General features: G+C 74.9%; 10 protein-coding genes. 9 read left to right on the top strand and 1 reads right to left on the bottom strand.

Features of this window, described 5'->3' with window-relative positions; genetic code table 11:
* Nucleotides 1–247 precede the first annotated feature (247 nt).
* The 3 genes from ABZO31_RS29005 to ABZO31_RS28995 all read left to right on the top strand — a co-directional run bounded on the left by ABZO31_RS29005 (nt 248) and on the right by ABZO31_RS28995 (nt 7,417).
* Entirely contained in the window at nt 248–1,111 is an 864-nt protein-coding gene (locus tag ABZO31_RS29005; RefSeq protein ID WP_406864269.1) for a DNA/RNA non-specific endonuclease, read from the top strand.
* 61 nt (nt 1,112–1,172) lie between these two features.
* Nucleotides 1,173–6,329 (top strand): trypsin-like peptidase domain-containing protein, encoded by a 5,157-nt coding sequence (locus tag ABZO31_RS29000; protein WP_406864268.1) that lies wholly within the window; start codon nt 1,173–1,175, stop codon nt 6,327–6,329.
* Complete coding sequence (locus ABZO31_RS28995; RefSeq protein ID WP_406864267.1) at nt 6,326–7,417, top strand: trypsin-like serine peptidase; 1,092 nt, start codon at nt 6,326–6,328, stop codon at nt 7,415–7,417. The genes ABZO31_RS29000 and ABZO31_RS28995 overlap by 4 nt, the downstream gene beginning before the upstream one ends.
* Nucleotides 7,418–7,483: 66 nt before the next feature.
* Here the strand turns inward: ABZO31_RS28995 and ABZO31_RS28990 are convergent, their stop codons facing one another.
* Nucleotides 7,484–10,057, bottom strand: coding sequence for a SpoIIE family protein phosphatase (locus tag ABZO31_RS28990; RefSeq protein ID WP_406865514.1), 2,574 nt, complete (start codon nt 10,055–10,057; stop codon nt 7,484–7,486).
* 114 nt (nt 10,058–10,171) lie between these two features.
* Between ABZO31_RS28990 and ABZO31_RS28985 the strand changes: the two genes are divergently transcribed.
* The 6 genes from ABZO31_RS28985 to ABZO31_RS28960 all read left to right on the top strand — a co-directional run bounded on the left by ABZO31_RS28985 (nt 10,172) and on the right by ABZO31_RS28960 (nt 19,632).
* Complete coding sequence (locus ABZO31_RS28985; RefSeq protein ID WP_406864266.1) at nt 10,172–10,555, top strand: CU044_2847 family protein; 384 nt, start codon at nt 10,172–10,174, stop codon at nt 10,553–10,555.
* Between the two features lie 59 nt (nt 10,556–10,614).
* Nucleotides 10,615–12,606 carry a trypsin-like peptidase domain-containing protein gene (locus tag ABZO31_RS28980; RefSeq protein ID WP_406864265.1) on the top strand — a complete coding sequence of 664 codons (1,992 nt, stop codon included), beginning with the start codon at nt 10,615–10,617 and terminating at the stop codon, nt 12,604–12,606.
* On the top strand, nt 12,603–13,628 hold the full coding sequence (locus ABZO31_RS28975) for an AAA family ATPase (RefSeq protein ID WP_406864264.1): 1,026 nt from the start codon (nt 12,603–12,605) through the stop codon (nt 13,626–13,628). The genes ABZO31_RS28980 and ABZO31_RS28975 overlap by 4 nt, the downstream gene beginning before the upstream one ends.
* Nucleotides 13,625–18,127, top strand: a complete 4,503-nt coding sequence (locus ABZO31_RS28970; protein ID WP_406864263.1) for an SAV_2336 N-terminal domain-related protein — start codon at nt 13,625–13,627, stop codon at nt 18,125–18,127. The genes ABZO31_RS28975 and ABZO31_RS28970 overlap by 4 nt, the downstream gene beginning before the upstream one ends.
* An 87-nt stretch (nt 18,128–18,214) precedes the next feature.
* Nucleotides 18,215–18,730, top strand: coding sequence for a toxin-antitoxin system HicB family antitoxin (locus ABZO31_RS28965; protein ID WP_406864262.1), 516 nt, complete (start codon nt 18,215–18,217; stop codon nt 18,728–18,730).
* Nucleotides 18,731–18,795: 65 nt separating this feature from the next.
* The gene (locus ABZO31_RS28960) at nt 18,796–19,632 is read left to right on the top strand and encodes a DUF4097 family beta strand repeat-containing protein (protein WP_406864261.1); all 837 of its coding nucleotides are present in this window, start codon (nt 18,796–18,798) and stop codon (nt 19,630–19,632) included.
* The last annotated feature ends 51 nt before the right edge of the window (nt 19,633–19,683 follow it).

Here is a 19,683-nt window from a genome sequence, read left to right as displayed (position 1 = left end):
CGGGTGACCGGGATCAGGAGGTCGCGAGGCGCTCCGGAGGCCGGGCGCGCGGTCGCCGACTCGGGTGCCCCGGCCGGACGGCCGCCGGAGGCTGCCGGTGGTCGTGCGGCGCTGCGTGTCGGGGGCCGGCCCCCGACAGGCGGCGGGTCCCCCCGGGGGGCAGCCGCCGGCGCGCCCGCGCCGCTGATCGAGTGGCCTGCCGCCACGGGCCGCGAGGTGGCGGGGGCGGCGCGGTAAGACCGTTCGTATGAACAGTTCCGATCCCGTCCCCGTCGGTCCGCTCGCCGATCGCGCCGGGTACGACGAGGGGTTCCTCGGGCCCGCCGTGCCGTTGCCGGTGCCCGCGCGGGCGGGCGTCGAGACGGTGACGCTGCCGTACACGCACTTCACGGTGGCACTGCGGCCGGACCGGCGGCTGGCCTCCGCGGCCGCCGTCGGCGTCGACGGGCGGGCGCTCGTCGAGGAGGCGACCGAGGGCGAGGAGTGGGCGTACGACCCGCGGGTGCCCGCGGAGCGGCAGGCCGGCGACGAGCTGTACCGGAACAACAGCCTGGAGCGCGGTCTCCTGGTGCCGTGGCACGACGCGGCGTGGGGTCCGGCCGAGGCCGCGCACCGGGCCGCCGCGGACGCCTTCCACTACCCCAACGCCGCCCCGCAGGCGGACGTGTTCAACCAGGACATGCGGCTCTGGCAGGGTCTGGAGCACCATCTCCTCGACCACCCGGCCGTGTTCGACCGCAGGCTCGTCCTGCTCACCGGCCCCGTGCTCCAGGACTCGGACCCGCCCTACCGGGGCGTCCAGGTCCCGCTGCGCTTCTGGAAGGTGGTCGCGTTCATGCTGGACGGAGCGCTGGCGGCGACCGGGTACGTGCTCGACCAGAGCCCGGACCTGGCGCGCGACGCCGACCGGGCCCTGCTCGGCGCGCAGCACGGCGCACCGCCGCCGCTCGGCCCGTTCCGGCTGTACCAGGTGCCGGTCTCGGACGTCGCCGAGATCACGGAGCTGGAGTTCGGGCCGCTCCCGGACGTCGACCTGATGCCGCTGCCACGCACGCCCGAGGACCGCTGGCGGCGCCTGGAGTCGTACGACGACCTCGTCATCGAACCGTGAGTTTGCGGGCCGTTCCGGCCGGTGGAAGCATGGAAGCGACAGCACGTCGGGCAGGTGCGGAATGCCGCTCACCGATACGGAATGGGACCTCGTCACCTCGTGGGTACGGGACCATCTCCTCGATACCCCGGATCCCCGGGCCCGGCTCACCACCTTCGGGTTCCCCGCCGGGTTCGTCGGCGCACTCCCCCTCACCCGGGACACCGGCGGCAACGCGACCGCACTGGTCCGGGCGGCCCGCCGGGACATCACCCAGCAGCGCCGGCTGCTCGACGTCCTCGCCGGACTCGACGCGCTGCACGCCCCCGAGCAGGAGGCCGAGGTACGCGGACTCCTGGACGGGCTGCGCGAGGACGAGGCCGAACACGACGCGGAGCAGGACCCGTTCGAGGCGGTGGTGCTGCGCGGCGGCACGGAGGTGTTCCTCGACCGGGACGGACTGCGGGCCCGGCTGCGGGAGTTCGTGGCGGACCCGGAGAAGACCGTCCTCGTCGTGGACGGCCCGCCGCACAGCGGCCGGTCGTACACGTACAGCTTCATCCGGCACCTCGGCCAGCACCTCGGCTTCCGGCCCGTCCGCGTGACGCTCTCCCGGCACTCGACCGCCCGCAAGGTCCTGGAGCGCCTCGACGAGATCCTCACCCCGCCGGGCGCCGCACCGGCCCCGCTGTGGGAGCGGGCGGAGTGGAACGACCCGGTCGCGGCGATCGACGACGCGGTGCACACGGTGGTCCGCAAGGCAACCGCCGAGCAGGAGCGATACTGGCTGGTGCTCGACGAGTGCGACAAGCTCGACGCCGACTCCGACGTCTGGGACTGCATCGGCAAACTGGCCCTGGCCGTCTACGAGAACACGCCCGTCCACCCGCGCGCCGTACCCCGGCTCGTGCTGCTCGGCTATTCGGAGCTCGCCCGCCAACTCCCGTACGAGATCAGGAAGAACGAGCTCCGCGACACCGCCGTGCCCGTCGGCGAGGACGAGATCCGCGCGTTCTTCACCGCGCTGCTCGGCGCGGAGTCCACCGCCGTGGACGACCTCGTCGTCACGGCCCTCGACGCGGCCCACGCCCCCGACGGCGGCCCCGGCTACATGCGGCGGCTCTGCACCGCCGCGGAGACCGCCGTACGGCTGCACCGGGCGCTCGGCCCGGTGCCCGAGCTGCCGGCCCTGGTCCGCGCCGAACTCGCCGCGGCGCCGGCGCCGGACGAGGCGCCCGTCCCGGACCTGCGGCTCGAATACCGCCGGGCCGCCTGTCTGCTGAGCGAGTTCGACCCCGAAAAGCTGCGGCTGCCGGACGGCACGGTCGCCGGGCCGGGGGCCGCGCTCGCGCTGGTGGAGGACTGCACCGCGCAGGCGCTTCCGGGCCGTGAACTGTGGTGCCTGAAGCGGGAGGTGCGCGAGGCGACCCTGCGCGGCCTCGACGGGCCGCAGACCGCCCGGCGTCATCTCGTCGCCAACATCGACCGGTTCCCCGACCACACGGCACCGGAGCACCGGGCCCTGGACTATCTGTCGGGCGTGCCGCCGCTGCTGGACACGCAGAGCGTGGACGAACTCTGCGCCACCCTGCAGGCCGTGACCTGGCTGAACCTGGTCCCCGGCGTCCGCCGGCTCCCGGACGCCGCCGGCCTGCAGCGCCGGCTCCAGCGGGCCCGGCTGCTGCAGCCGCTGCACCGGCTGGTGCCCGGCGACGCCTTCCACGGCCGCACCCGCGAGCTGAAACTGCTGCGGGACTACATCGCACTGCCGCCGGAACCGGCCGAGCCGCCCGTCGTCGTGCACGGCATCGGCGGCGCGGGCAAGAGCAGCCTGCTGGCGAAGTTCCTGCTCGACGCCCTGGACGAGGCCGAGTTCCCGTTCGCCTTCATCGACTTCGGCCGGCCCACGCTCTCCGTGCACGAACCGGTCACCGTGATCGGCGAGGTGGCCCGCCAGCTCGGCGTGCAGTACCCGGAGCACCGGGCAGGGTTCGAGGAGCTGGCCGCCGCCTGCGAGGCCGAGGCGGCCGAACAGCGCGGCGCGCGTGCCCAGATGGACCAGCTGTACCGGCTGTCGGCGACCCGCGCCTCGTCGGCGCGGCAGTACTCCCGGGAGTTCCACACCCGGGCCGGGGACCGCGACGCGCAACTGGCGGACCGGGTCGCCCGGCTGGTCGCCGAGGCCGCCGCACCGGCCGACGGCGGACCGCTGCCGCCGCTGGTCGTCGCCGTGGACTCGTTCGAGGAGGCCCAGTACCGCGGTTCGCCGATCCTCGGCCGGATGTGGGTGATCTGGGGGACGCTGCGCAAGACCTATCCGCGGCTGCGGTTCGTCGTCTCGGGCCGCGCCCCCGTCAGCCACCCGGCCGCGGTCCTGGAGCCGATCTCCGTGCCGCTGGGCGAGCTTGACCGGCAGGGGTCGATCGAGGTGCTGACCTCGCTCGGCGCGCCGGCCGGGGAGGCGGCCGAGCTGTACGAGCTGGTCGGCGGGCATCCGCTCAGCCTGCGGCTGGCGCAGTGCGCCGCCGCGCACTACGGCTCCGTCGCCGCGCTGAGCGAGGAGGTCGGCAGTGTGCCGACGCGGCGGCGGCAGCGGGACCGGGCCGTCGAGCAGGAGCTCATCCAGGCCACCCTGTACGAGCGGATCCTGCACCATGTCGCCGCGCCCGATCTGCGCCGGCTGGTCCTGGCGGGCCTCGCGCTGCGGAAGATCACCCCGGAGCTGCTGCGCGAGGTGCTCGCGGAGCCCGCCGGGGTGCCCGTGGCCTCCGACCGCGAGGCCCGCGACCTGATCGGCCGGCTCGGGCGCCTCGACCTGATGGAGGACGCCGGGCCCGGGGCGGTACAGCACCGGGACGACCTGCGGCGCATCCTGCTGCGGCTGTCGGACCGTGCCCGTACCGACCTCATGCGGGCGGTCGGGCAGCGGGCCGTGGCGTACTACGCCGCCCTGGAGGGCCCGGAGGCGCGGGCGGAGGAGATCTACCACCGGCTGCGCCTGGACGAGGACCCGCGGCAGGTGGAGAAGCGCTGGACGCCCGCGGTGAAGGGCTTCCTCGCGGGCGCGGAGCGGGATCTGACCGGCCGTGCGGCCGCGTTCCTGCTCGGCCTGCACGACGGGCACGCCCCGGACGCGGTCCTCGCCGAGGCCGACCAGGCGGACTGGGAACGTCTCGTCGCGCGCGAGGTGGAGGACCTGCTGGCGCTGAACTACCTGGACGCGGCGCGGGCCCGGCTGACCGAGCGGCAGCCGTGGACGCCGGGCAGCCGGCTGTACCCGCTGCTCGTCGAGACGCTGGCGCGGGCCGGCCGGCCGGCCGATGCGCGGGACACGGCCGAGCGGGCCGTGGACGGGGCGCGGGCGGCCGGACGCCCGGAGACCCAGCTGGAGCTGCTGCGCCTGGCGGCGCGGCTCGCGGAGGACGCCGGGGACCCGGTCCAGGCCGACACCGAGCTGCGGGAGGCGGAGGCGGTGGCCCGCGGCCTCGGCCTGGAGTTCGAGGAGTCGGGGGCGCTGATCGCCCGGATCCGGCTGGCGGCCGCGGCGAAGTGGAACGCCGGTCCGCTGCTGGACCGGCTGGCGCGGTGGCTGCGCGGCCTGTCCGACGAGCGGCTGCGCGAGCATCCCGGGCTGGTCCGGCAGGCGGCCGCCGAGGTGGCCGTGCAGGACCCGGCGCTGCTCGGGCAGGTGCTGCGGGTGGTGGGTCTGCCGCGGATCGACGACAGCGCCCTGTACGGGCTCGCGGAGCGCCTGGAGCGGGTGACGGCGGACCGGCCGGAGCTGCACGCGGCGGTGCTGCGGGCGCTGGACGCGGCGGGCGTGGCGGGCGGTTCGGCGCCGGGGGCGTACCCGGTGATGCGGGACGCGCTCGGGGACGCCCGGCGGCTGGAGACCCTGGACGAGCTGTGCGGACAGCTCCTGACACTGCACGACCCCTCGGGCGGGCTGCTGGCCGGGGTGCGGGCCGTGATGGGCACGGGTGCGTCGTTCTACGGGCCCGAGACCATCTCCGCGTCCGGGGCGTGGGACCGGCTCCCGAAGGTGCTGTCCGACGCGACCGTCGGGCAGGCCGAGGTCGAGCCGTTCCTGTCGCCGGAGGAAGTGGAGCGGGTCGCCGACGCCGCCGAGCGGGCGGGGCTCGGGGACGAGCGGCGGCGGGACGCGCTGCTCGGCGGCTTCCATCCCCTGTACGCGCGGGCGCTCGCGGAGACCGGCGGTTCGCCGCACGCGCTGCTGACGAAGATGAACGAGGACGGCCGGCTGGTCAACGGCTCGGTGCCGCTGCAGATCTGGCTGCGCAACGCGGTCTCCGCGACCCGCGACCCCGGCCCGCGGGCCGTCCTGGCCGAGGCCCTGGACGAGGTGGCCCGCACCGCGGGCGGCGAGCCGGACATCATGGCCGACCTGCCGGACCTGGCGGAGGACGTGGAGGCCGGAGAGGTCAAGGAGCGGATCATCCTGCGCGACGACACGGTCCCGTTCGGCTTCCTGCACGGCGGGCACCGGGCGGGCGAGGCGGTCACGCTGATCAAGGTGCGGCCGTACCGCTCACGGGAGCCGTTGCCCGCCAACTCTCCGCACGTGGGCACGGGTTGGCTGATCACCCCGGAGCTCCTGGTCACCAACCACCATGTGATCACGGCCAGGGAGCGGCGGCGGGGCGAGCCACGGCCGGTGGTCGCGCCGGAGGACCTGGCGCTGCAGGCGGAACACGCCGTCTGCCACTTCGACTTCGAGGAGGGCCTGACGGCCGCGGCGGCCGAGGTCGCCGGCCTGATGGCCTGCGACGAGAAGCTGGACTACGCCGTGCTGCGGCTGCGCGAGCCGCAGACCCGCGCCCCGCTGCGGATCTCCCCGACGCCGCTGACGGTCCTCCGGAGCGACCCGCCGGTGCCGGTCAACATCATCCAGCACCCCGCCGGGGAGCGGAAACGGGTGGCGCTGCGCAACAACATCGTCTCCGAGGGCAGCGAGCCGGACCTGCGGTACTACACCGACACCCGCGAGGGCTCCTCCGGTTCGCCGGTGCTCACCGACGACTGGCGGGTCGTGGCGCTGCACCGCGGCAGCCACCACGTGAAGGACGTCGAGTTCCAGGGCAAGAGCACGGCGTTCGTGAACGTCGGCACCCAGCTGAGCAGCATCCTCGCCCATCTGCGGGCGCAGGCACCCCAGGTGCACGCGGAGATCATGCGGTTCCAGGCGGGTCTGACCGCCGCCCGGAGTCCCGGGCCATGACAGACGGAGGTGGCAGCGCCATGCACGACGGCTCACCGGTGGCGACCGCACCCGAGCAGGTCCTGGGCGACCTGGCCGAGGTGGCCGCACGCGTACGGAAGAACCTGGAGGCGGAGCTGTCCGAGTCGGCGGAGATGCCGGCCGGCGACGCCGCCCCCGCGGCGGAGATCTCGAACTTCGCGCACGAGGAACGGGCGAGGGTCCTGGAGGCCGGGGTCACCGGCCTGGAGAAGCTGGCCGCCGGGCGTGCGGACGAGGTCGGCGACGACGAGTACTTCGGGGTGGAGGCGATCGTCCTCCTCGAGGGCCGGCCGGCGATCCTGGTCCAGGGCAGCGACTTCGCCACGCAGGAGGGCGAGTGGGCGCTGCTCGACGCGCACCGGGACGGGATCCGTCAGTCGCTCGCCCGGGTCGGGCGCGTCGAGGTGCGCGGCCATCCGCGGCTCGACTGGGTGGGCACGGCGTTCCTGGTCGGTCCCGACACGGTGTTGACGAACCGTCATGTGGCGGTGGAGTTCGCCCGGTCGGACGGCGTCGGCTGGACCTTCGCGCAGGGCATGACGGCCCAGATGGACCCCGGCGAGGAGCTGCCGCTCACCCCGGCGGACGCCCGGATCGACCTGCTCACGTACGAGGTCACGGAGATCGTCGGCGTGCACCCGGACGTCGACCTGGCGGTGCTGCGGGTCGCCCCGCCGAACGGCGGCGGCCCCCTGCCGAGCCCGCTGGCGGTGGCCGCGGACGCGCCCGCCAACGTACCGGGCCACCCGGTGTACGTGATCGGCTACCCGGCCTGGGACGGGCGGCGCAACGAGCCCGAGTCGATGCGCCGGATCTTCATGGACGTGTACAACGTCAAACGCCTCCAGCCGGGCCGGGCGACCCGCTTCGTCCCGGGCGAGCTGGTGATGGGGCACGACTGCTCGACCCTCGGCGGCAACAGCGGCTCCCCCGTCTTCGGCCTCCCCGACCACCGCGTCCTGGCCCTGCACTTCGGCGGCCGCTACCGCACCGGCAACGTGTCGGTGCCGCTGTGGGAGCTGGTGGACGATCCGCTGCTGGCGGCGGCCGGGGTCAACTGGGTGTGACTGCGTCCGGGGTCGACCGCGCTTGAACGCCGCCGCGGGGTCGGCCGGGGCCGAACCGGGTCCGCGTCAGGACCGGCGGCGTGCGGAGAGGTCGGACCAGCGGGCGGCGAGCAGCAGGGCGATGTCGTCGGGCCGGTCGACGGTCTGCCGGGCCTCGCGGATCAGGTGGTCGGCGGCCTCGGTCAGCGGGGCCAGGCCGTGTTCGGCGAGGGAGGCCCGCAGCCGTTCGATGCCGTCGTCGATGTCCGCCCCGGGCCGTTCGACGAGCCCGTCGGTGAACAGGGCGAGCAACGCGCCCGGTTCGAGGCGGAGTTCCGTGACGGGGTACGTGGCGTCGTCGGCGACGCCGAGGACGACCCCGCCGTCGAGGTCGAGGACCTCGGTGGCCCCGTCCGGGTGGCGCAGCAGCGGCGGCGGATGCCCGGCGCGTACGGCGAGGGCGGCACCGGTCTCCGGGTCGAGGGCGACGTAGCAGAGGCTGGCGAACTGGCCGGGGTCGAGGTCGATGAGGAGCTTGTTGGTGCCCCGCACGACCTCCTCCGGCGCATGCCCGCCGAGCGCGAACGCCCGTACGGCGCTGCGGAGTTGCCCCATCGTCGCGGCGGCGGCCACGCCGTGGCCCTGGACGTCGCCGATGACCAGGGCGAGCCGGCCGCCGCCGGTCTCGATGACGTCGTACCAGTCGCCGCCGACCTCCATGCCCTGGGTGCCGGCGAGGTACCGGCCCACGGTGTCGACCTTGTCGCGGACCGGCAGCCGGTTGGGCAGCAGGGCGTCCTGCAGCCCGCGGGCCAGGGCGGACTCGGAGTCGTACCGCCGGGCCCGCTCCAGGGCCTGGGCGATCAGCCCGGCCAGCGCGGTGAGCACGGTGCGCTCCTCGGGGCTGAAGCCGCGCGGCCGGTCGAAGCCGAGGATGCAGGAGCCGACGGGCCGGCCGGAGGCGATCAGCGGCAGGAAGGCCCGCGCGCCGACGTGCGCGTCGAGCGGGATGTCCGGGTAGGCGCGGGCGAGTTGCTGCATCGACTCGAAGAAGAGCGGCCGTCCGGAGGTGAGGGTCTCCACGCCCGGAAGCCGCACGTCGAGGCTGACCCCGTCGAAGCGGTTCAGGAACCCCTGGGGGAATCCCGTCTCCCAGGCGAGGTAGAGGTGCCGGTCGCTGAGCAGGTAGATCGCGAGCTGCCGGCCGCCGAAGGCGGGCAGCAGCTCCTCGGTGACCACCGCCGACACCTGGCGGGCCGTCACCGCCTCGGTGAGCGCGATCGCGAGGGCGACCGGCCGGTACAGCGAGGCGGCCCGGTCGGCGGGCGAGCCGATGCCGGGGGCGGGGCTGGTGACCGAGCCGGGCCGGTAGTCCGGCTGCTCCCCCTCGGTCAGCACGATCGTCACGCCGTCGTGGCCGGGGTACAGCGACACCGACACCCACTCGTCCGGCTCCGAGGAGGCGAGGAAGTGCGCGGCCTCGTCGGAGATCAGCGCGGCCCGCAGGTACTCCTCGTACGCGGGGTGCCCGAGCCAGGGCACAGCCTCCCGCAGCAACCGCCCGACCAGCCGGGCGCGGGGCAGCCGCAGCAGGTCCTCGCCGTACCGGTTGACGTACATGATCCGGCCGAGCCGGTCGATCGCGACGACGGCCCGCGGGACGCGTTCGGTGGCGTCGGAGCCGATGGGGACGGTCCCCAGGTCGACCAGGAAGCCGTTCATGCGGGTGCCGACGCCGTCCGGCGGATCGGCCCGCGCGGACACCTCGAGCAGGTGCGAGCGGCCGTCGGGGCCGATCAGCCGCATCCGGCGGGCGGCGATGCCACCGGACTCGGCGGCCTGCCGGGCCAGCGCCCACAGCCCGTACGCGTCCTCCGGCGCGAGCCGCTCCGCCAGCGACTCCACGGTGCCCGGGAAGGTGCCGGGGGAGATGCCGAGGATCGAGCAGAGACCCTCGTCGGCGGCGACGGTGCCCGAGGTGAGGTCCCAGTCGAAGGAGCCGATCCGGATCGGCGGGGTGGTGACGGAGGGCAGCTGCACGCAGACCGGCTCCCTGTCCCACAGCACCCGCCGGCCCTCGGCCGCGAGTTCGGCGAGCACCGCGCCCAGCTGGAGTCCGGCTTCCTCCATCCGCTTCCGGTCGGCCTCGTCGACGGGCTGCCCGGGGGTGGCGGGGCGCAGCACCACGAGCACGCCGAACGCCTCGCGGTCGTGGACCACGGGCACGTACAGCGAGCCGAACGGGAAGGGGAGGCTGGCCACCAGCTGCGGGAAGCGCCGCATCGCCTCCTCGGCGTCGCCGAGATAGACGGGCTGTGCGGAGCGGTGCACCTCGGCGACCGGGAAGGGCCGGTTCACGTGCATCCGCCACCAGGGGCGGAACAGGGCGCCGGGGAGTCCGGCGAGGAGCCCGAGTCGCAGCAGGCCCGGGGTGCCGGAGCGCAGGTAGACGCCGCCCGCCGAGCCGCCGACGGACTCGACGGCCTGCACCGTCGCCCCCGCGAGCGCCATCGGCAGCCCGCCCGGGACGAGCCCGTCGTCTTGCGCGTTCCCTGGGGCCGTCGCCTCTCGGTCCGACGGGCGTTCGGCCGAGGGGGCAGGCCCGGCCGCGCCGGACCAGGTCACACAGCCAGGATGCGCCAGGGCGGGGCGGGGGCGCATCTTGGACTCGGGGCGGGCGGGGGCGGGGGACGGGTTTGCGTGATCTTGCCCGTGGGCGCGGGCCATGTCCCTACGATGGGGGCCGTCGGACCGGGCAGTCGAGGGGGATGAGTCATGTCGTCGCAGCTCGTACAGCTGGAGATGCCGGACGGTCAGGTCATCTGGGCCACCGTGGCCGAGGAGGACGGGCCGAGCGACTCCGGGATCGGCGACCGGTTCGCGGAGAAACTGCACGGCTTCCACGAGTCCCTGCAGGTCGTGGCGGAGAACGTACGCGACGCGGTGGCGGCGGCCCGGCCGGACGAGGTGAGCGTCGAGTTCGGCCTGGAGCTGGCGACCGGCGAGAGCGGGGTCGTGGCCGCGCTGGTGGGCGGCAGCGGCAAGGCGGCGTTCAAGGTCACGCTGACGTGGAACGGCTCCTCGGCCGAGCAGGCGACGGCGGCCGCGCCGGCCACAGCCGCCGCGACCGTGCCGGCGCCTCAGCCGGCCCGGAACTGAGCGCGCCCCGTCGCCGGAGGTCACCGTGAGCGACCCTTCGTCTTGAGGCTGCCGCAGCCGTGAGCAGACACAGTCCGCTGGCACTCCTCCAGGAGCTCCTGGAGGAGTGCCGCGTCCTCGTCACCGGTGTCACCCAGGGCACCGGCTTCTTCGTCGCGCCCGGGTATGTGGTGACCTCCGCGCACGTCGCGGGCGCGGAGCCGGGGGCGCGGGTGGCGGTGGCCTGGGGCGGCATCGAGTACGAGGGCGTGATCCGCGCGGCCTCGGAGGCGGGCCGGAGCCAGGGGCTGTGGCCCTTCCCGGACCTGGCGGTCGTGGAGCTGCCCGCGCCGCCGGAGGGGCACGCCTGCGTCTGGCTCGACCCGGTGGCACCGCCCTCGGGCACGGAGCTGACCGCCACCGGCCACTCCAGCGTGTACGAACGCCGTACCGCGGCCGGGCGGACGACGCTGCTCAGGGCCGCCGGCCGGCACGGGTTCCACGGCGGCCGCATGGTCGAGCTGACCGGCGGCGAGGTGAACCACGGCCTGTCCGGCGGGCCGCTGCTGAGCCACCGCACCGGCGGCGTGTGCGCCGTCGTCAAACTGACCCGCAAGGCGGACACCGCCATGGGCGGCCTCGGCGCGCCGGTCGGCGCGCTACGGCTGCTCGACCCGGAGGTCTACCGGACGGTGATCCGGGCGCACGACCGCTTCCACGCGGCGGACACACAGTGGACAGCGCTCTCCGACCGGGTGGCGCGGGACTCCGGGCCGAACGACGACGGTCCGCAGCTCACGCCCGCCTCGGCGCGGCGGCTACTCGGGGCGCTCGCCGAGCTTCCGTTACGGACGGAGGCCGCATCGCACCTCGCGGCCTTCGTCGCCGTGTCGCCCGAGGGCAGGCCGCCGCGCGCCGAGCTGCCTCTGCTCGACCACCGCGACGTATTCACGGAGCTGGCAGCGCTGATGCCGCCGCAGTCCGGCGCGCTGCCTTACGAGCTGGCCTTCGCCGCCGACCGGGCGCGCGAGGCGGCCCGGGACGGGGCGCCCGGCGGCTGGGCAGGTGCGGCGCTGCTGCTGCGCGACCGGGTGCTCACCGCCGCGGGCGACCGGCTCGGGGAGGCGGCGCGGCGGCGGCTCGGCGACGGGGTGGCGCCCGGCGACGGGGCCGCGGTCGCCGGCGGTGACGGGGAGCCGCCGGCCGACGGCGTGCGGCCTTCGGTGATCGGGCGGATCCGGCACTCGATGCGGGACCGCCGGCTGTACCACGTGATGGTGTGGCGGTTCCGCTCGCCGAAGGACATCACGCCCGCCGGGCCCGAGTCCGAGGCTCTCCCGCTGGACCGGGCGGTCGCCCTGCTGGCCGGGCTGCTGCCCGAACAGGTCGAGATCATGGGTGGGTTGGCGGAGACCGGCCTGATCGAGCTGATCCTGCCGAGGGAGGCGCTCGACGAGGACTTCCCGCAGCTACGGCTGCCGGAGCCGTTCGAGTGGACCCGGCTCGGGGCGAAGCAGCAGGTGGTGGTGCGTCCGCTGGAACGGCACGAGGCCCCCTCGCTGCACCGTGCGCTGGAACGTCGCTGGCGGCAGCTGGACGGCCGGACCATGGACGAGGCGCTGGTGTGCGTGTGCGGGCGGGACGCCCAGCACAAGGCGGCCCTGGGCGCGTCCTTCGACCTGGACCCCACGCTGGCGGCGCTGGCCCTGGCGGGCTCGCCGCGGTCGGGGCCGGTGGAGGACGCGTACCGGGTGGCGGTGGCGTCGGGCGTCCCGATGATGACCTGGCACCGGGGCAGCGACGCCTGCGAGCGGGCCGACGGCGCGACGTGCGGGCTGCCGGGGCGGCAGACGTGCCGGGGCGGCGCGTTCTACACGGCGGCTCGCAAGGAGCTCGGCGACGTCGTCTGCGAGGAACTCCCCGAGCGGGTATGGAAGTTGCGGGCAGAGGCGCTGATGCAGTCGCGGCCCGGCGAACACATCGGCGGCGACATCGTGCTGCTCTGGGACGACCCCGGGCGGCAGCTCCCGCGCGTGCCATTGGCTCCGGCCGAGGAAGGAAGTCCCAGATGAGCGAGTGGCGGATCTACCGCGGCGCGAGCGAGCCGCACGACGGCATCGACGGCCTGCCGGCCCCGCCCCCGTGGCGGGACTTCCGGCACGACGGGCCGCCGACCCCGTTCGACCGGACCGCGGACGACGGCGGCGCGGGCCGGCGGCTGCCCGCCGCCGACGCGTACCGGGCCGACGAACGCACCGTCGAGGCCGTCAACACCGCGCTGTACCTGCGCCGTCCGCTGCTGGTGACCGGCGATCCCGGGGTCGGCAAGTCGACCCTGGCGCACGCGGTCGCCCGGGAACTGAAGCTGGGTCAAGTGCTGCGCTGGCCGGTGAACAGCAAGACCGGGCTGCGCGACGGGCTGTACCGGTACGACTCGCTGGGGCGCCTCGAGGAGGCGGGAGTCTCGCGGGAGCAGGGGGGCGAGGGCGAGCGGAGGAGCGTCGCCGACCTCGGCCGGTACGTGCGGCTCGGCCCGCTCGGCACCGCGCTCGCACCGTACGCGCTGCCACGGGTGCTGCTGATCGACGAGATCGACAAGAGCGACATCGACCTGCCGAACGACCTGCTCGACGTGTTCGAGGAGGGCTCCTTCGAGATCCCCGAGCTGTCACGGGTCGCGGACATCCAGCCGGAGGTCCGGGTACGACCGGCCGACGACGGCGCGCCGGTGACGGTCGTACGGGGCGAAGTCCGGTGCCTGACTTTCCCGTTCACGATCCTGACCAGCAACGGGGAGCGCGAGTTCCCACCGGCGTTCCTGCGTCGCTGCGTCCGGCTGCATCTGCCGGCCGTCGACGACGAGGCACGGCTGCGCGCCATCGTCCGCGCGCATCTGCCGTCCGCCGAGGGCGACGCGGACGCGGTCGTGGAGCGGTTCCTGCGGCACGCCGCCTCGGGCGAACTGGCCACCGACCAGCTGCTGAACGCGGTCTATCTGGTCAGCCGGACCAGCGGCGCGGGCGCGCCGGACCTGGACCGGCTGAGCGAGCTGGTGTTCCAGCACCTCAACGTGACGGTGCCGGCCGAGTCGTGATCGAGCGGCTGGCCTCGCTGCTGCGCGCCCTCGACCCGGACGGGAGGGACGCGCCGCCGCCGGACGCCCGGACCGTCGCGGAACTGCTGTGGCTGGCAGGGGCGTTGCCGGGGCCGGCGGGACGTACGGACGCGGCGCCCGGGCCGGGGGCCGGGGCGGCGGCCGCAGAGGCGGGCGGGGACGCTGGGCCGGAGCCGGTCGACGCGCCCCTCGTCGCACCGGCGGAGGCGGACGCGGAGGTGGAGCCCGAGGCGGCCGAACCCACCCGAATGTTCCTGCCGGAGGAGGCGCCGGAGACCGCGACCGAGCGGGCGACACCGGTGCGGGTGGCCGGTCCGGCGACGTCGCTGCCCCGGACCCGCGAACTGGCCCGAGCCCTGCGCCCGTTGAAGCGGCGGGTCCCCTCGGCGGTCCGCACGGTGCTCGACGAGGACGCCACCGCCGCGCGGATCGCCGAGCGGCGGCACTGGCTGCCGGTCCTGGTCCCGGCCGCGGACCGGTGGCTGGACGCCTCGCTCGTCCTGGACGCGTACGACGGCGGGGCGGCGTTCTGGGAACCGCTGGGCCGGGAACTGCGGCTGCTGCTGGAGCAGTCGGGCGCGTTCCGCGACGTCCGGCTGCACCACCTGCTGGCGCGCGAGGACGGCACGGCCGGCCTGGGCACGGCCACGACGACGCCCGGGCCCCGGCTGAGGACGCCGGCGTCGCCCCTGGACCCGACGGGCCGGACGCTGACGCTGGTCCTCACCGACGGGGTGTCCCCCGCCTGGCGGACCGAGACGCTGCTCGGGCCGCTGCGCGCCTGGGCCGCGAGCGGCCCGACGGCGATCCTGCAGACCCTGCCGGAGCGGGTGTGGGACGGCACCCCGCTGGCCCCCGAGCCGGGCCGCTTCCGCAGCACGGAGGCCGGCGCGCCGAACACCCGCCTGGTGTACGAGGGTTACCGCCTGGACGCGGAGGCGCTCGCGGCGGGCGCGGTGGCGGTCCCCGTGCTCGGACTCACGCCGGAGTGGCTCGCGCCGTGGGCCCGGGCGGTGGCGGGGCCCGGGACCTTCGACAGCGCGGCGGTGGTGATCCCGGAGGCGGCGGCCAGGACGGGTCCCTCAAGGACGCCCGAACCCCGGGCGGGCTTCGAGGAGTTCCGGGCGCAGGCCCATCCGGACGTGTTCCGGCTCGCCTCGTACCTGGCGGCGGCGCCGCTGAACCTGGCCGTGATGCGGACGGTCCAGTCGGCGCTGCTGCCGGACAGCCCGCCGTCGGATCTCGCGGAGATCGTCTACAGCGGCCTGCTCCGGCGCGTGGGCGCGGGCGCGCGGACGGACGGTCCGCTGGACCGCGCGTACGACTTCGCGCCCGGCGTGCGCGAGCGCCTCCTGACGACGCTCCGCAAGGACGAGGCCGACGAGGTCATCGAGGCGGTCACGGCCTACTACGAACGCCACTCCCCCGGCTTCGCCGCCCGCTTCACCGCCGCCGTCACCGACCCCGACGGCCCCCTCGCCCTCCCGGTCGGCGCCCGCCACTGGGCGGAGGTCCACAACCTGGTCCGGCGGAAGCAGGGGCGGGGGGTGGCGGTGCGGATCGCGCCGCCACGGGAGGTGGCGCGGGTCGCGGAAGAGGTGCGGGTCGCGGAGGAAGTACGGGTCGCGGAGGAGGTGCGGGAGGGCCGGCGGTTCCTGATCACGATCGGTATGTCCGACTATCGGCCGGAACCGCTGAAGGGGGTCTCGTCGGACCTGCTCCGCATCCGCGAGGCGTTCGAGCCGCTCGACTACGAGCCGGTACTGAATCTGCTGAATCCGCCGGCCACCGGGATCCGCGAGGCAATCACGGAGTGGGCCCGGTCGGGCGAGCTGTGTTCGGACGACTCCGTGGTCCTCTACTACACCGGCTACCTCGGCGAGGAGGACGGCCGGACGGTCCTGGTGACGACGGACGGTCCGCAGCAGGGAGGGATTCCGCTGGAGCTCGCGTTCGAAGGGCTGCTCGGCAGCGGGGTCGGTGAGGTGCTGCTGCTGCTCGACGCCTCGCTCGACGACGATCCCCCGCAGCGACTGGAACACCTGCTCGCGACTGTGCCCCACGGGACGAACCTCTGGGCCGTCACGGTGCCGGTCAGCCTCGGCAACGCGGGCGGCAGCTACTTTTCCCGCGCCGTGCACCGGGTGCTCGGCGCGCTGTCCGCGGCCCCGTCGGCTCCCTGTGTGTCCGTCGAGCACTTCCTGAACCTGCTGCAGGAGACACTGCTGCGTGCCGAATCACCCGGGGCGGTCAACCTGACCAGCCTCGCCCTCGCGCCGTTCGACAAGCCGGCCTCCTTCTTCCCGAATCCGCGGTTCGGGACCGATCAGTTCGGCGGCCCGAACGTCGCGGCCCTGACGGCGGTCTCGTCGTGGTTGCGCAGCGACGCCGGCAGCGCGTGCCTCGTCGTCGGCTCGCCGGGCTCCGGGAAGACGACGCTGCTGGCCACCGTCATGACGCTGGGCCAGCCGGACAGTGCGCTGCGGCGGAGCCTGCCGGTGCAGGCTCTGCCGCCGCTGGAGTTGCGCTACTCGTTCATGCCCCCGTCCGACGACGTGGCCGACGACAGCGGACAGCAGACCGTCGTGCTGGCGGACGAGGTCCCTTCGGCCCTCGACGGCATGCTCGCGGACCTCTCGGCCCTGCCTCACGTCCGCGTCCTCGTCGCGGCCCGTCCCGGGACGGAGCCCGTGCTCGACGGCGACTTGCTCGTCGTGGACCTGGACAGCGAGCAGTACCGGCTGCCGCTGGAGCCCCTGGCCCGGGGCCTGTTGGTGGGGACCTCGACGGGGCGGGACGAAGCCGAGGTGCTCGTCGAGCAGATCTCGCTCCTGTCCGGGGGCTCCCGCAGGCTCGCCCGGCTGCTGGCCGAGGAGGTCCGGGAACGGCGCGGTCCCATGCCGCAGCGGCACGGCGGCGTGATGCTGCTGGAAGTACGCAGGGCCCTCTCCGCGTTCCTAGCGGAGTTCGGCGACGACGCTCCTCGCGCCCGGCGGCTGCTGCACTCCCTGGCGTACGCGCAGGGAGACGGCGTGCCGCGCGCGGCCTGGCAGGCCATGACGACCGCGCTGGACGGCGAGCCGTGCGACGTCGCGGACATCGAGTGGTTCGCCACGCGCTCCGACGGACTGACGGACATGTCGACGCATCCCGACAGGGTGTCGTTCCGGCTCCCTCATCCGGTCCTCGCCCAGGCGCTGCGAGTCGACGACGACCAGGTCGCGAACGAGGCGGCGATCACGCGGGCGCTGACCGCGACGGTGCCGGCGCGCGCGGACGGCAACGGCCGCGACTGGGGCCGCGCCGGCCCGTACGTACAACAGCACCTGGCCACGCACGCGGTGGAGGGCGGCATGGCCGCCCTCCTGGACGATCCCGGCTTCCTCGTCTCCGCAAAGCCCTCCCGAGCGTTCCTGGACGCCCTGGCCTCCGCGGCCGTCTCGCCCGTCGTCGAGGTGTACCGGTCGGCGTACGACCGGCTCCGACAGGCCCCGACGCCGGACGCGCGCCGTGACGTCCTCGCGCTCACGGCACTCGCGAAGGGACACGACGTCCTGGCCGGCCTCCTCGCGGAAGGCCGGTTCTGGAGCCCCCTGTGGCGCGCCGCGCACGGGGACGTCACCGCAGTGGACTCCACCACCGCCCACTCCGCGGCGGTCGTCGTCTCGGGCCATCGGGACGGACACATGGAGGTGCGTCGCCTGGCCACCGCCGCCCCGGTCTCGCGGGCAATCGGCTCCGCCGCCGTGGTCACGGTGACGTGTCTGGACTTCGAGGGGGTCGCGCACGCACTGGTCGGCGAGGCCGGCGGGTTCGTGTCGCTGTTCCGGCTCGTGGAGGGACTCGTCGTGGCCTCGTACCACTCCCTGCCCGCCGAGTCGGGAACGCTGGTCGTGGCGGACCTGGAGGGCGGTCCGCACATCGTGGCGGCGGGCCCCACTTCGGACCTGCACGTCTGGCACGCGGAGAGCGGCGGAATCACGCAGCGTCTGAACCTCCGGTACGGCCCCGCCACGGATCTGGCGGTCGCCCGTGTGTTCGGGAGCGCCCACGTCGTCGCAGCGACCGGGGAGTACGTGGTCGTCGAACCCCTGGAGGGCGAGGTGACGCGGCAGTCGCGGCGCCTCCGGGCGGCCGTGACCGCCGTCGCAGTGTCCGCGTTCCAAGCCCGCCCGGTGGGCGTGGCCGCGACCGCAGACGGAGGCGTGGAGGTCTGGGATCTCCACACGACCGAGCATCTGCAGCGTCTGGAGCACCAGGCGCCCGTCACCGCGGTCGTCACCGGCGTGGTCGGGGGCCGCCCCCACGCCGTCTCCACCAGCGCCGACGGGCTCACCCGGCTCTGGGACCTGTCCCGGACCGAGCCCGAGGTGCACGAGATCCACCTCCCGGTGCCGGCCTCGGCTCTCGCCCTGACGGACCCGTACCTGACCGTTGTCATGAACGGCGATCTGCACGCCCTCCGGCTCACCCTCTGAGCCACCGCGGCGCCACCTGGTGCCACCTGGTGCCATTCGGTGCCACACGCACTTGCATTGGCATCATAATGGTGCCACTATGACGTCATGGACCTGACCCCCTACGTCGACCACCTCCGCCACGAGCTCGCCGTCGCCGCGAACGCCGGCGGGGACGAGGCCCGGGCGCTCGCCGAGCGGCTGACCGCACCGCTCGAGTCGGCCGCGCGGCTGACCATCCTCAACGCGCTGTCGGCCGCCTCGGACGAGATCACCCGGGAGCTCGCGCCCGGCTCGGTGGACGTACGGCTGCGGGGGCTGGACCCCGAGTTCGTCGTGACGCCCGCCCCGGAGCCGGAGGCCGGGCCGTCCGCCGCCCCGGCGGCGCCCGCCGCACCCGTGGTGCCCGAGGGCGACGAAGGCGGCACCGCCCGCATCAACCTCCGCCTTCCCGCCCACCTCAAGGCCCGCGCCGAGGAGGCGGCCGGCCAGGAGGGCCTGTCCGTCAACGCCTGGCTGGTACGGGCCGTGGCGCAGGCCCTGGAGGGAGGCGAGCCGGCCCGCCGGACCACCCCCGCCCGCAACGTCAAGCACGGCCAGAGCTACACCGGATGGGTTCGGTAGCCCGCGCCTCACGCCCCTCCCCCACCTGCGGAAACACCCACCCGAGTCACTAGGACGGGACAGCCATGCCCAGTTACGACACCCCCGACCCCATCACCGCGGTCCTGGAGTTCGACGCCGGCACCGCCCGGGTCCTCGCGGGCAAGCGCACCACCACCGTCGTCGAGGTCCTGCCGCGCGACGCCGGTGAGGAGGCCGACGTCAAGGCCGTCCAGCAGACCAAGGTCACCTACGCCGACGGCACGCTCACCCTCAAGGGGCCCAGGAAGCGCTCCCTCTTCGGGCGCACCGGGTCGATCGACGTGACCGTCGAGCTGCCCGCCGGGTCGAGCGTCCGGGGCACCTTCCCGATGGCCGACGTCCTGTGCTCCGGCCCGCTCGGCGACTGCCGGATCAAGACATCGATGGGCGACATCCGGCTCGGCGAGGCGGACGCCGTCGACCTGCGCACCTCGCACGGGGACGTCAGTGTCGAGCACGCCTCGGGCGACGCCGAGATCCAGGCGTTCGGCCGGGTCGAGATCGGCACCGTCGGCGGCGCCGCGTCCGTCAAGAACGGCAACGGCGACACCGAGATCGGCGAGGTCGCGGGCCCGCTCAAGCTGAACGCGTCCAACGGCCGCATCACCGTCGGCGTCGCACACGCGGGCGCGGAGGCGAAGTCCGCCAACGGTCACATCCGGCTCGGCGAGGCGCCGCGCGGCCGGGTCGAGCTGCGGACCTCGACCGGCGACATCGAGATCGGCATCCCCGAGGCCACCGCCGCCTGGCTGGACCTGCACACCGGCTTCGGCCGGGTGGAGAACTCCCTCGGCCCGTCCGAGGGTCCCGGCGGCGCGCAGGACACCGTCGAGGTGCAGGCCCGCACCAGCGTCGGGGACATCCTCATCCGCCGGGCCTGACCCCCCGCCCCGGTAACGCCCTGACCCCCGGGAGGGGACCACCTCCCCCGG

It is taken from the genome of Streptomyces solicamelliae (genome assembly GCF_045348655.1).
Taxonomy (GTDB): domain Bacteria; phylum Actinomycetota; class Actinomycetes; order Streptomycetales; family Streptomycetaceae; genus Streptomyces; species Streptomyces solicamelliae.
The sequence above is the reverse complement of the archived record's forward strand: the minus strand, read 5'-3'. Positions and strand labels throughout refer to the sequence as shown.